The 13,581-nt window shown below is 30.8% G+C and carries 12 protein-coding genes; 9 read left to right on the plus strand and 3 right to left on the minus strand.

What is annotated here, in order from left to right; all coding sequences use genetic code 11:
• Positions 1 to 866 precede the first annotated feature (866 nt).
• The gene (locus ACJDU8_RS23915) at positions 867 to 1,178 is read right to left on the minus strand and encodes a transposase (protein ID WP_406794699.1); all 312 of its coding nucleotides are present in this window, start codon (positions 1,176 to 1,178) and stop codon (positions 867 to 869) included.
• A 225-nt stretch (positions 1,179 to 1,403) separates the two neighbouring features.
• Between ACJDU8_RS23915 and ACJDU8_RS23920 the strand changes: the two genes are divergently transcribed.
• Positions 1,404 to 1,964 (plus strand): recombinase family protein, encoded by a 561-nt coding sequence (locus ACJDU8_RS23920; RefSeq protein ID WP_406794689.1) that lies wholly within the window; start codon positions 1,404 to 1,406, stop codon positions 1,962 to 1,964.
• Positions 1,965 to 2,299: 335 nt separating this feature from the next.
• Here ACJDU8_RS23920 and ACJDU8_RS23925 read toward each other — a convergent pair whose 3' ends face one another.
• Positions 2,300 to 2,788, minus strand: a complete 489-nt coding sequence (locus ACJDU8_RS23925) for a C40 family peptidase (protein ID WP_406794690.1) — start codon at positions 2,786 to 2,788, stop codon at positions 2,300 to 2,302.
• A gap of 387 nt (positions 2,789 to 3,175) precedes the next feature.
• Here ACJDU8_RS23925 and ACJDU8_RS23930 point away from each other — a divergent pair, with 387 nt between their 5' ends.
• The 7 genes from ACJDU8_RS23930 to ACJDU8_RS23960 all read left to right on the plus strand — a co-directional run bounded on the left by ACJDU8_RS23930 (position 3,176) and on the right by ACJDU8_RS23960 (position 10,330).
• The gene (locus ACJDU8_RS23930) at positions 3,176 to 3,943 is read left to right on the plus strand and encodes a hypothetical protein (RefSeq protein ID WP_406794691.1); all 768 of its coding nucleotides are present in this window, start codon (positions 3,176 to 3,178) and stop codon (positions 3,941 to 3,943) included.
• 35 nt (positions 3,944 to 3,978) lie between these two features.
• Positions 3,979 to 4,743, plus strand: a complete 765-nt coding sequence (locus tag ACJDU8_RS23935) for an IS4 family transposase (RefSeq protein ID WP_406794700.1) — start codon at positions 3,979 to 3,981, stop codon at positions 4,741 to 4,743.
• A gap of 44 nt (positions 4,744 to 4,787) precedes the next feature.
• Positions 4,788 to 5,447: a hypothetical protein gene (locus ACJDU8_RS23940; RefSeq protein WP_406794692.1), complete on the plus strand. Its 660-nt coding sequence runs from the start codon at positions 4,788 to 4,790 to the stop codon at positions 5,445 to 5,447.
• A gap of 1,177 nt (positions 5,448 to 6,624) precedes the next feature.
• Positions 6,625 to 7,596, plus strand: a complete 972-nt coding sequence (locus ACJDU8_RS23945; protein WP_406794693.1) for an HlyD family secretion protein — start codon at positions 6,625 to 6,627, stop codon at positions 7,594 to 7,596.
• A gap of 28 nt (positions 7,597 to 7,624) precedes the next feature.
• Positions 7,625 to 8,278, plus strand: coding sequence for an HlyD family secretion protein (locus ACJDU8_RS23950; RefSeq protein WP_406794694.1), 654 nt, complete (start codon positions 7,625 to 7,627; stop codon positions 8,276 to 8,278).
• A 14-nt stretch (positions 8,279 to 8,292) separates the two neighbouring features.
• Positions 8,293 to 9,882 (plus strand): DHA2 family efflux MFS transporter permease subunit, encoded by a 1,590-nt coding sequence (locus ACJDU8_RS23955; protein WP_406794695.1) that lies wholly within the window; start codon positions 8,293 to 8,295, stop codon positions 9,880 to 9,882.
• A complete protein-coding gene (locus ACJDU8_RS23960; protein ID WP_406794696.1) occupies positions 9,857 to 10,330 on the plus strand; it encodes a MarR family winged helix-turn-helix transcriptional regulator in 474 nt (157 codons plus the stop codon). The genes ACJDU8_RS23955 and ACJDU8_RS23960 overlap by 26 nt, the downstream gene beginning before the upstream one ends.
• 378 nt (positions 10,331 to 10,708) lie before the next feature.
• On the opposite strand, the gene ACJDU8_RS23965 is transcribed toward ACJDU8_RS23960, so the two are convergent.
• On the minus strand, positions 10,709 to 11,620 hold the full coding sequence (locus ACJDU8_RS23965) for a hypothetical protein (RefSeq protein ID WP_406794697.1): 912 nt from the start codon (positions 11,618 to 11,620) through the stop codon (positions 10,709 to 10,711).
• 509 nt (positions 11,621 to 12,129) lie between these two features.
• On the opposite strand from ACJDU8_RS23965, the gene ACJDU8_RS23970 reads away from it, so the two are divergent.
• On the plus strand, positions 12,130 to 13,533 hold the full coding sequence (locus ACJDU8_RS23970; RefSeq protein ID WP_406794698.1) for an RNA-guided endonuclease TnpB family protein: 1,404 nt from the start codon (positions 12,130 to 12,132) through the stop codon (positions 13,531 to 13,533).
• Positions 13,534 to 13,581: the final 48 nt, after the last annotated feature.

Here is a 13,581-nt window from a genome sequence, read left to right on the forward strand (position 1 = left end):
TGAATTTTATAACCTTTATTTTGGAGAAAACCTAACAAATATTCAAATAAGGGTCTAAATTTAAGAGAAATGAAGAATTTATTAGATTCTGTCCAAAACGAGGGGGTTAATCCGATAACCATTACTAACAAAAGCTCCAGCCTAGTTTTAAGCTGGAGTTTTCGGTTCACATAAATAGCTAACAAAGATTCTAAAGAGATAGCCATATCTACAGTATGTCCAGCTATTAATTGCAAAACATAAAATATTTACGGAAAACACTTCTCACCAATCGTCGTCCTTCGCTATTTCTAATTGCTGTATTTTTTACCGGGGAATTTTCGTTCCGGTTTTCGGGCATCCTTATTGTAAAATTAACAAAGTTTTAATATAATCACCTAGAATATGTGCCTTTCTTTCATCGAATATTCAAGATCTTTTTAAACTTGAAGATTTATAGCTATCAATTGTAACATAATAAAAGAAACTTCTACGATTTTATAAAGGCAATCAATTACATCTAAAAATAACTTTCTATTAAAGAACAAATAAAGTTACTCGCAAGTTTTAAATTTTGGGTATTCTAAATTATTAGTTTTATACTAAACAAGGTATCTATAATTCATTGTATGTAAATTAATAACAAGTTCTAATGTCAATTGTAACATTTAAACTGTATGAAGACGGAAAAATTCACATAAAATGTAAATCATTTTGTCCCTATACAGTACACGTCTAATTACGTATACCTTTTTTTTATTTCACCACCTGATATTCAGCTATTGGCCATTCGGGTAACTCGTTACCCGAATAGTATCACTACTCTTTTTAATGAGCTAAGATACTTTGCATTATAAACTGTATATCTAGGTTGATAAACCATTAGTTCACTTTTTTTGGCAGAATCCACAGCAGACTGTACCGCAGCTATAAACTCCTGCTTTCCACATATTTTCAAATACACCTGATTTACTCCATGCCATAAAATACCGATGTATTGAGCTGACTGCTCCAAATTTTTCCTTCGGTAGAGCTTTCCATTGTATACCTGTTCGAAGAACGTAGAAAATTGCTTCTAATACTTTTCTTGAGTCCATTGGTGGCCTACCTCCACCAGCAGCTCGCTTATATTTTTTATTTGAATCTCGTTGTTTTTCTGGTATTAAATCTTTTACTTCTTCCCAAAATTCATCTGTTATTTATTAGGATACATAAATCATATGGTTTCACAAGCAACTATAAGATAAAATACAAGTCCTATAAACGAAGGTTTTTCGGACTCGTTCTAAAAACATTAAAAGCATATAGAAAAGGATGAAAAATAGTCCTATAACTTATCCTAAAAATAAAGTCCTATAACTTGACTTTGTAGTTGAGTTATAGGACTATTTTATTATATTCAAAATGATCTGGAGGTAAATTTTATGAAAATAGGATATGCTAGAGTTTCAACTAGAGACCAAAATCTAGATTTACAAATAGATGCTCTTAAAAGTTCAGGATGCGAAAAAATTTTCACTGATAAAGTTTCAGGAGCAAATGAAGAAAGACATGGACTAAAACAAGCTCTTGAATATGCGAGAAAAGGAGATGTTATTGTTGTTTGGAAATTAGATAGAGCTGGAAGATCACTGAAACATCTTATTAAAATTGTAAACGAATTGAATGAAAAAGAAATAGGACTCATAAGCCTTAAAGAAAGTTTAGATACAACTAGCTCAACAGGGAAATTAATGTTCCATATTTTTGCTTCTCTAGCTGAGTTTGAAAGGGATATTATTAGAGAGAGAACCTTAGCTGGGCTTTCATCGGCAAGGGCTAGGGGAAGAGTTGGCGGCAGACCACATGTAATGGATACAAATAAAATCGCCATGGCCAAATCTATGATGGCTGGCAAAAGCATTTCTGTTAAAGATATATGCAAAGCTTTGAGTGTGTCAAAATCAACTTTATACAAATACTTAAATGAAGATAGAAAGGCTTAGAACTATTGCATCCGTCATGCAATAGTTCTAATGGATAATGAATATAGGCAAATGTATAATAATCCTTTTTAATTGTGTTACCAGAATTATACAATGAGTTTTCACCTGGTGACACGGATGCTGGTTCTAGTCCATATAGGTACCATTTAAATGTAAAGTAGTCCTGTTTTACATTTATGATTGCCACACCCCAAATTAAAAACGGCTATAATCATGTAAATATTTTACATGATTATAGCCGTTTTCTGTTCCATTACTACACAAACCCTTAAATATAAATCTATGTTTGTCTAAATGAAATTTCAGTACCAAATACTTGGTACCTTCTATTTATTTTATTTAATTCTCTGTGCCGATGTATAGTCGTATAACGTTGCTATTTTTACTACATCACCGGTATGAGGTGCTTCTACATATTCTCCATTTCCTATGTACATACCTACATGATAGGCAGGATTACCCCAGAAAATTAAATCACCAGGCTGCAAATCATTTACGTCTAGGATCTCCGTGCCAAAATTTTGCTGATCCTGTGATAGCCTAGGTATGCTAATTCCGAAATGACCATATACATATTGTACAAATCCAGAGCAGTCAAATCCAGAAGGGGTTGTACCTCCCCATACATACGGAACACCAAGAAAAGATAAGGCATAATCCGCAATACTATTTCCTGTATTCATAATTGAGCTGTCTGTAGTAGGAATAGTAGATATATTGTATATATCACCATCTTTTGCATAAACAACGCCGCCTAAGGAAGTTACAATTATTGCAGCTATTGCAATTTTTGACAATGTCATGTATACTTTTTTATTTGCCACTTATATTCCTCCTTTTATATCTACAAAAAGTAATGACTACTATAATCATTCTACATTTTTCCTCAATTTCCTCTTAGTTTATGTATTTTTTATGCATGCTTTCTTTACTAGATATAGCCTTTTACTCAACTAACTTATTATAATTTTAGAAACAAACGCATTCGTTTATTTCATCCAATTTATTAAGACTGCTTTGCACTTCATAACACAGGTGCTAATATCAGGTCTTTGTATAAAAAACTATACAGAATAAATTCAAAGTTCCATTACTTATATAAACCTATAATTATCTATCCCTAGTAAAAACAATTTAATATATATTAAATGGACAAATAGTAAATATTTTATTATAATGTAAATAAATGTATATTTAGAGGGGGCTATTATATGAATGGTAAACTAACTAACTACAAAACTTGTAACAGTGAAATTATAAAAAAAGTAAGTAAATACCCTAACTGTGGTAAAGAACAAAGCAATCCTTTTAGAGGACATAAAGTTTTAATTTTAATGGGAATATTAATAGTATTAAGTATAGTAAGCTCTATCGGAAATAGTAATATAAGCAAAATTGCAGTAGCATTCAAAAACATATCTAGTAAATGTACAACTAAACCAGAAGTTAAGCAAAGGCAAGTGCAAGGTATTGCAACAGATTTAGGAGCAGGTACATTCACAGTTGGAAAAGATATAAAAGAAGGTTTATATGACGCAACACCAATAGGTGGACAAGGTAATTTTATAGTTACTAATACAGAGTGTGCAGATTTAAATGTAGATGAAGTCTTAGGGTACATATATGGTACTGGAGATTCTAAGATAAGAGTTAAACTTATAAAAGATGAACAAATACAATTAGAGGGTATAAATAAAACTCATTTTAAACCTGTCATAACACCATTTGTTACAGAGTATAAAACATTATCACTTTATAGTGGAAGATGGGTTGTGGGACAAGATATTTGCAAGGGAAGATATGTAGTGACTCCAACAAGTGGAGATGGAAACTTCATAGTTAACAGTAAGGATGGATCATCTAAAATAGATGAGATGTTAGGTGATAGTGGGGCAAGCCATTTAATGGTAAACCTGGATAATGGAGATGTAATCATAATATCGGAATTAAATCAAGTCAATTTTACGATACAAAATTAATAACACAAAATGGAATCAAGGAATTATCAAACCATATACTAAAACACTTTTCAAAAGAAGAAGTTGAAAGGATAGCAAGAAAAGTTGGATTTGTACAAAGAGAAGGTAAATTAAAAGCATGGAAATTCCTTTATTTATGTGCATTTTCACAATTGGACGTATCAAAAGATACACTTGTAACAATGAGTGCTAATCTAAGCTCAAAGACAAAAACAACAGTAAGCAGCCAGGCATTAGACCAGCGTTTAAATGAAAAGGCAGTAAAGTTCTTAAAAGAAATATTTACAAGGCTTTTAAATAGTGTACCACTCACGAATTCAAATATACCTACCATATGGGATGAACATTTTAACAGAATAAGAATAGTTGATTCTACGGCATTTCAAGTCTCGGAAATATATAAGAGTGTATATCCAGGTTCAGGAGGGAGTTCACAGCCTTCCGGTATAAAGATACAGCTTGAATATGAATTGAAATCTGGAAACTTCATGCACATAGATGTGGGTCCCGGGAGTGGAAATGACAATACCTTTGGAAGTAAAATAAAAGACACATTTAAGGCAGGAGATCTTTCATTAAGAGACCTGGGATACTTTAATTTCAAGGATTTTGAGGATATGGAAAATAAAAAATCTTTCTATGTTTCAAGACTTAAACCTAACATAGCTGTATATGTGAAAAATGAAAATGTTGAATATCTTAAAAATGGACAACCAAGGAAGTCAAGTGTTTATAAGAGATTGTTTTTAAAGGACGTGACAAGTGTACAGGGATTTCTTTTATTGATTCCACAACTCTAGATGTATATAATAGTTTTAGCTGAATATATAAAGGAGGAATATAAATGATAAATAAAAGAGTATATATGAGATTGTCAAAGATTGCAATAGCTACAATAATTGTAACCTCGCTAGGCGGGGTTGCCTATGCAAAAGATGGTGATATATATAATATATCCACTACGCCTATAACAGATGAAGGAAGCATAGATAATAGAACAACTCTTTTTGATCTTATATTAAATATGAGTAGTTATGGTTATGAAATATCGAACGAAATATATAAGGCATCAGATATAAATAATGCATTTAAAGCTAATCCTACAGAAGCAATAGATACAATATATTCAGATATAAAAACACACCTTACACCTATAATGGATGTTCCTCAGACAACTTTAACAGTTAGTTCTACAAACGCTATCAGTGCTACAAGCTTTCAGGTTAAATTTAGTAGCGCACCTGATGATATTTCAAAAGTTACATTTAATGTAACAAGAGAAGGTACTCCAGTTACATTAACTACTTCATGGGATTCAACTAATACTATAGCTACTTTAGCTTATTCATCAGATCTACCAGAGGATACTTATGCAGTAGGTGTAAAAGATGGCAGCACAGATTTAGGAACAACTAATATATCAGTAACTGTACAGAAAATAGCTAAGATAGAAATAACTTCAACTATATTAGGAGTTTCAACTCCTATAACATGCACCACCTAAATGGCTCTATAACTGATTTTTAAGCTTTAAAATGTACCTATATGTTTATGAGAGTTATTACTGGAAGGTAAATATGGAAGCTACAATACCGTTAACAATTTGGTAAAGTTTATTTATTGTACGAAGTTATTGTTGTCAATACGACAAATAGAGTAAAAAATGTCCAAGAAATTACAGTTAGAATTAAATTATAAAAGTAAGGTGATAATTTTGGAACAAGTACTAGATAATTTAGATCAAATAATAGGATGTTTTGTATACTTTTGGTCTTTTTTAGTTTTGGTCTTGGCATTGATAGTATTTTACAAGAAAAAGAAACATAGAATTTTAATTTTGATAGTGTGTTGCATAGTTTCTCTATTAATAATTTTATTTAGGAGTGAAATTGTTAGGATAATGATTCATTAATTATATAGGTGGAATAACGTAGTTCCTTTTAAGATATCTTTCAATCTTTCAGAATATTTGAATATCTATCATTATTTATATATTTACAAATATGATTTGTAGAAATTAGATGAATGGCATTACTATTAGTGATATAGTTATACTCCTTTGCATCTGATTTATATTTTTGCGCTTCTTCTAGCACTTTATATGGGTATATATTCAAAGTTGCAGCAGAGCAGAATATAATTGGCTTATTAAGCGTAGGAACTGGTACTACTGGAACATATACTATTAATTGTGCTGAAAATTGTTATTTTCCAATTAATGTAGACTAATAATTAAATATAGGTTAGATATGGGGTTAGATTAACTATACAACCTAACCATTTTTGTTGTATGTAGGGGTTTGTGTAGTAATGGAACAGAAAACGGCCATAAATGTAGATATTTACATTTATGGCCGTTTATTTTATCATACCTCTTGTGATACAATTATGCATTAATTCTTCCTCTCATAATTTTAACTGAAAGGGCGAAATTCTCCCATCTTCTATAAGTGGTAGCAGTTCATGTTAAAAATCAAATAAACAACAAATTTATTATTATCATAAAATAATCTTATAATCAGGAGTTTATTTCTAAATTTCAAAATGATTACACTGAATTTTTAATTTTTCGTTAACTGAGAATACTGTTGAATATTAAGATAAATATCTATATAATAAAAATTGTTAATATACAAACAATATCCATACAAACAATATATAAGATATAAGGGGAGATAAAAATGAAATATTCTATTTTATCTTGTCTAGTTGCAGCAATACTTTTAAGTGGTTGTAATTCTGTTACTAGTACAAGCACCAAAACTACTAAAATTATTAAACAAAGTACCTCTGCCCAATTTTTAATGGGTGGTAAAATTGCAACAAATGAAGAAGCAGACGTAACTGCAAAGGTCTCAGCGAAAGTCTCCGAAATATCAGTAGATTTAGGTTCAAAAGTAAATGAGGGAGATGTTATTATTAAGTTAGATACAACAGACTTACAAGGCCAGGTAGACCAGGCAGAAGCTGCCCTTAATACTGCAAAAGCCAATTTAGCAAACGCACAAAATAGTACGCGCCCTGAACAAATAGCACAGGCACAGGCTACCCTGGACAATGCAAATCAATCTTATGAAACAATTAAGAAAAACTGCGAGCGTATACAAACTTTATTTAGTGAAGGGGCGGAAACCCAACAAGACCTAGATAACGCTAATCAGCAGCTATCTTCCGCTGAAGCACAATGTAAAACTGCTCAAGCACAATTAGATATGTTAAATAATGGCCCTACCAAATCTTCTATAGATGTTTATCAGGCCCAGGTAACCCAGGCAGAATCTGCCCTAAAAACTGCACAGACATCACTTGACGATGCTATTATTACGTCACCTATTTCAGGGATAGTAAATGCAAGAAATATTAATGTGGGAGACGTAACTTCTACAGACAAAGTACTTATTTCTATAACTAGCCCTAATGATTTATATGTAAATGCCTATGCTCCAGCAGATATAATAAGTCAAATTTCCCAAGGTCAAAATGTAATTGTTAAAGTATCTGAAATACCGGATAAGGAATTTCATGGTAAAATAGCTGTTATAAATTCAAGTTTAAATTCTGAAAGTAGAGACATTTTAGTTAAAGTAACTTTAACAGACAAAGATTCAAACCTAAAGCCTGGAATGTTTGCAGAAATTGGACTAGATAAATAGATAAATAAAGAAAGAGGGTACCTTAATTATGAAAGAAAAACGCAAATTATTAATTATAGGAATATTAATAGTGATTGTAGCAGCACTAGGTAGTGTAGGATATTATTATTGGTATGAAAACACTTATTACGTTTCAACAGATGATGCCACAGTAAGTGCAGATCTAGTTAATGTAACTCCGCAGATTAGTGGAAAACTATTGGAACTTAATATAGAAGAAGGAGACACTGTTGTAAAAAATCAAATATTAGCCCGTCAGGAAATGGTGAATCTTCCTGATTCAAGCGTAGACCAATCTTTAATAAGATCACCTATTGACGGCATAGTTATTAAAAAACAAGGAACTATCGGGGAAATTTGGTCATCAGGTCAAACTTTAGCTACCCTAATAGATCCAAGCAAACTTTATGTAACTGCTAATATTGAGGAAACAAAACTTGGTAAAGTAAGAATCGGACAACCTGTTACCATTACTATAGACGAATATGGTTCAAAAAAATTTACAGGAAAAGTTAAATCAGTAGGAGAGGCAGCACAATCTGCCCTATCTCTTATACCATCCTCAACTAGTGGTACATTTACAAAAGTAGTACAGAGAATACCTATAAAAATTTCACTTGACAAGTTTAATGACAAAATACTTCCAGGCACCAATGTTGTTGTTAAAATCCATGTCAAGTAATGAGGTGATACATAATGGAAGAACATACTCATGATTCACTATACAGTTGGCTGGCATTACTTGTAGTTGTAATTGGTACATTTATGTCTATACTAGATAGTAGTATAGTTAATATTGCCCTTCCCAAGATGATGGCCGTTTTTGGGGTATCAATAGATGATTCAAAATGGATACTTACAGCCTATACCCTGGCACTTGGGGCAATTATACCTCTAACTGGATATCTTCAAGATGTTTTTGGCTCTAAAAAAATATATATGTTTGCACTGACAATGTTTACGATAGGCTCTATGCTATGTGGATTTGCGTGGAACAACACATCAATGATATGTTTCCGTATTATTCAAGCTATTGGTGGAGGCATGATAATGCCGGTGGGAATGGCTATAATATACGAAATATTTCCAAGGGAAAAGATAGGCATGGCCCTTGGCGTATGGGGTATAGCTGCTATGGCAGCACCTTCTATAGGACCCACACTGGGTGGATACATTATTGAAAAAATGGATTGGAGACTTATTTTTAATGTAAATGTACCTATAGGTATAATAGGTGTAGTATTAGCTGCTATTTTATTAAAGGATTCAAAAAGAGCAGCAACCTCCCGAGCCTTTGATATAATAGGTTTTTTATCTTCTACAATAGGGGTAGTCAGCCTGTTGTATGTTCTAGGGGAATGGACTTCAATTGATTGGGGAGAAGTAAGATATCCTGTACTTTTGATTTTAGGATGTTTAAGTCTTGTATTATTTGTAGTAAATGAACTTACTCACCCGGATCCGCTGCTTGATTTACGGGTTTTTAAATTATTTGATTTTAGTGTAAGCCAAATTATAACTTGTATTTTGACACTGGCATTAATGGGTGGAGTATATGTATTACCACTATTTTTACAAAATATAAGAGGTTATACCGCAATGGAAACAGGTATAATTATGCTGCCAGCTGCTATTCTCACAGGACTCCTAATGCCTATAAGTGGTAATTTATTTGATAAAATTGGTGCAAAACCAATTGTAATACCTGGTATTATAATATTGGCTATAAGTTCTTATCATATTTCAACTTTGATAAATATGAATTCCAGTAGAGAAATGATAACCCTTATTTTATGTGTAAGAGCAGTTGGAATTGGACTTGCCATGATGCCAATTAGTACTGTTGGAATGAATGCAGTGCCCAAAAATTTAATCGGAAGGGCTTCCGCTCTTTCCAATACCATAAGACAAATAGCAGGTTCACTCAGCGTAACTATAATGTCTACTATAATACAGAGTAGGACCAACTATAATTACTTAAAGCTATCCGAACAAATAACTGTTTATAATGCAACTTCTAATAATACTATAAGTACGTTAACAAAGCTATATATGGCTGAAGGTCAGTCTTTAAAAACAGCTAAGGCTTCTGCAATATCTATGATAGCACAAATGCTTGAGGGCCAAGCTACTGTGGATGCCATGGCTTATGCTCTTGCTGTAATCTCTGTCATAGTAGTTTTAGCTGTAATTTTGGCCTTAATGATGAGAAATAAAAACATACCTAAAAAACAAAATAAGGAAGGTGATCAGAACTATAATGGAGGAGAAGCCGTATTGGAATGATGAACTAGTAACAAAGTATTCTGATAAAATAATTAATGTTTTTAAAAATATCCACAAAACCTTTACATGTAAATTCCAGCAGTTTGCAAAGCAATATGGATTTACAGCACCTCAGCTTGCTGTTATATTCCATTTGTATAAAAACCCAGGTATAACCCTTATTGAACTAAGTAATCATCTAATGTTAACAAAAAGCACAGTTTCAGGTATAATAAATCGATTGGTTAGCCAAGGTGTGGTAACTAGAGAAATACCCCAAGACAACAGAAGAACCGTAAAACTATCGATTTCCGAAGACTTTAAAAAGAATAATGATATAATCATTATGAAAGAAAACTTTATTGATCACTGTATATCGAATATCATAAAGAATATGAATCCAGCAAACGTAGAAGAACTTATTAATGCATTAGAAGAACTTATTTCATTATTAAATAAAGAGGATTAGATAATAAAACGAGTGTTTTGTAAATGTACCTAGATTTGTATAAGTGAAATCTAGGTACATTATTTTTGTGTGAGTGTTAATGTGTTATAAGGGTATTACCATTTTATATAATCAAAATCTACGTTATTATGGATAATATTATATTCACTAATTGTTATAATATTATTTTGCACACGTTAAATAAATATTTACGATATAGATAAAAGGCACCTAGATTTAACTAAGTGCCTTTTACCTATATACAATTTTACTCAATACCATATTATACTATCATAAAAAGTACGTCAAGGACACTTTTCCACAGTTTTACTCTATCTATTCCGAAAAATAATGTACTTAAATCCTCAATAGCTGCCCTCACCTGTAGAAAATGGGGTGTTACGCCCTTTTAGTTAAGAAATCTTTAATGAGTTCGCCCACAACGTCACTAGGACTTAAATCATTTATAATACAATGAATTTGAAGTTGTTTAAAATCTGCTATATCAAGGTTCAAGCTGTATTTTTTACGACCAGGTTTTGAAGGCCTGCCAGGTTTTTTAATTTTTGTATCCTCTATATTCTCTGAATTAGACACGTCATTAATTGATGATTTTGTATTATTCTCATGAGTTTCATCTTTCTTTAATATTTCAGCTCCATATGTAGCTTCATCTTGATTTATTACTTCTTCTGTATCACCTGTTAGCATATGGCCTATTTTTTCCATGGCTTGCTTACTATTTGATTCTATATATGTTAAATCATCATTTTTATTATTTGAAGGTGCGCCTGTACTCCTTTTTACTTCTTTACTGTTTTCGTTGCCTTCTCGTTCCATAGTTGTAGGTTCTGTAGAATCCAATCCATTTTCCAAGGATATAGTTCTATCATCAAAACAATTATGTGATTCTTCTGTAAAGTTTATCATATCATTACTATTACTACTATTCTCATTTGGATTCGTGAGATGTGTAGATACTCCAGAATTATTAACATCGTTTATAGTATCTTGATGATTTATCAGCTCATCTGTTGTATCAAATAGCGTTTCTTGTCCTGGTATATTATTATTTATATTCTTTACCTCTTTTGTACTACTATTAATTCCTTTGTCTAAGCTTTCATCATGAATGAATTTATCCCTATCTCCTGACAATATCCATCCATGTTTTTTAAAAGTTCCAGTTAAAGATACACTAATACCAAGCTCTTTACAAACTTTACTATAAGAACCCATCTCTTTAATTTTTACATTGAAATATTTCACTTTGTCTTCAATGCTTAAATTTAAAAATTCTTCTTTATTCATAAAATCACTTCCAATTTATGTTTTTATACTCTCATTATACCATACTATAATATATTTTATTGATATTAATTTATTTATATTATGATATAATAATTATTATATATTTTGATAATTTTATACTTTTATACTTATGTAATTTTTATTACAAGATCGTTAAATTGAGATTTAGCGAAGTTAGCAAGTGATACGAAATATTTCATTAGCCGTTGATTTTACTGAGTTTTTAGCATATTAGAGTAATTTCAATTCTATTTATAACTGCTTTTTAGTTCTAATTGAGAATGCTAAATGAGAATTTTTAAACGGAAATATAAATATAAGTTTTAACATTAAACCTTTCATAGAAGCATTTTAAAGCACTTTTATATACTTTAGACATAAAAATATGTAGGCTTAGTCATCTAAACCATCCTTGGTAGCTTTTCTTGAAATCATTCTTCTTTATAGAGCTATAAAAACAAGGTGTAATTTACAGAGAATTACTCATAATACATCTATGTACTAATATTATGAAAGATGGTGTTAGAATTAATAAGTGTATTTCAGTAATTATAAAAAACTGTAACGAGCTTGAATATAAAACCATGAATAAAACTTTAAGAGATATACAATACTTAACTTGTAAAGCTAGTAATAGAGCTATGCAAATGTACTATACGTGGGAATATGAAAGGATTAGGTATAAAAATAAGTATGGTGAGTATCCTAATGAACAAGAGAAGTTTGGAAAAACTTATAGAAATGTTGTAGAAGGCGAAATGAAAGTCATTATGAGTACTATTAATGCTGCTAATGTTGGGCAAACTAATGCTTTTGTTATGAAAAAATGGAATACTGATAAAAACGATATTTTAAATTATAGAAAATCAGTAGCAAACTTCAAACTCGATATGCCTATTTATTTAAAGAACAGCAACTATAAAATATATCAAGGAAACCATGGTTTTGAAATCACCTGTAGTTTATTTAGTAAGAAATATCAAAACGAGAATGATATAAAGCAAGTAACTTTTACTACAGATAAACTAGATGGCAATAAGAAAGCTACATTGAATAAAATAATAAATAAAGAATACAAACAAGGTTCAGCACAGATTGAAATATCTAAAAAAGGTAAAATAAAATTGACTATATCATTTAGTTTTAAACCTAAAAAATCTACACTAGATAAAAATAGAATACTAGGAGTAGATTTAGGGTTAGTAAATGTAGCTACACTGGCTATATGGGACAATGATACTCAAAATTGGGATTACATAAACTATAAACATAATATATTGAGTGGACAAGAATTAATAAGGTTTAGGCAAAAATTATTTAATATGCAAATGTCAGAAAAAAATGTCCAAAAAGAAATTCAAAAGTATAATGAACAATTACATCAAAAACAATTAAATAAATTTGAAATAGGAAGTATTAATGGATTAGGATTAGTCAAATTTAGAGATACTACAGAAAAACATAAAAAGGAACTAAGTATTGCTAGTAAATGTGTAGGAACAGGTAGAATAGGGCATGGATATAAATCAAGAATGAAACCGGTAAATAAAATGAGGGATAAAGTAAGTAGATTTGCCGATACATTTAATCATAAATATAGTAGGTATATAGTTGACTTTTCCATAAAAAATAATTGTGGTGTAATTCAGATGGAGGATTTATCTGGTTCTACTCAAAATACGCAAAAAAAGTTCTTAAAAGACTGGAGCTATTATGATCTACAACAGAAAATTAAATATAAAGCTGAGGAACATGGAATAGAAGTAAGCTTCGTAGATCCTAAATATACCTCTTTACGTTGTAGCTTCTGCGGTAATATACTTAAAGAAAATAGAGATTGCAAGAATAATCAAGCTAAATTCGAATGTGCAATCTGTGGACATAAAGAAAATGCTGTTATACTTGTAATATAGATTTATACAATATAAGAACTAAATAGTATAGATATATAAATTATTAAA

It is taken from the genome of Candidatus Clostridium eludens, from assembly GCF_045310515.1.
Taxonomy (GTDB): Bacteria; Bacillota; Clostridia; order Clostridiales; family Clostridiaceae; genus Clostridium_B; species Clostridium_B eludens.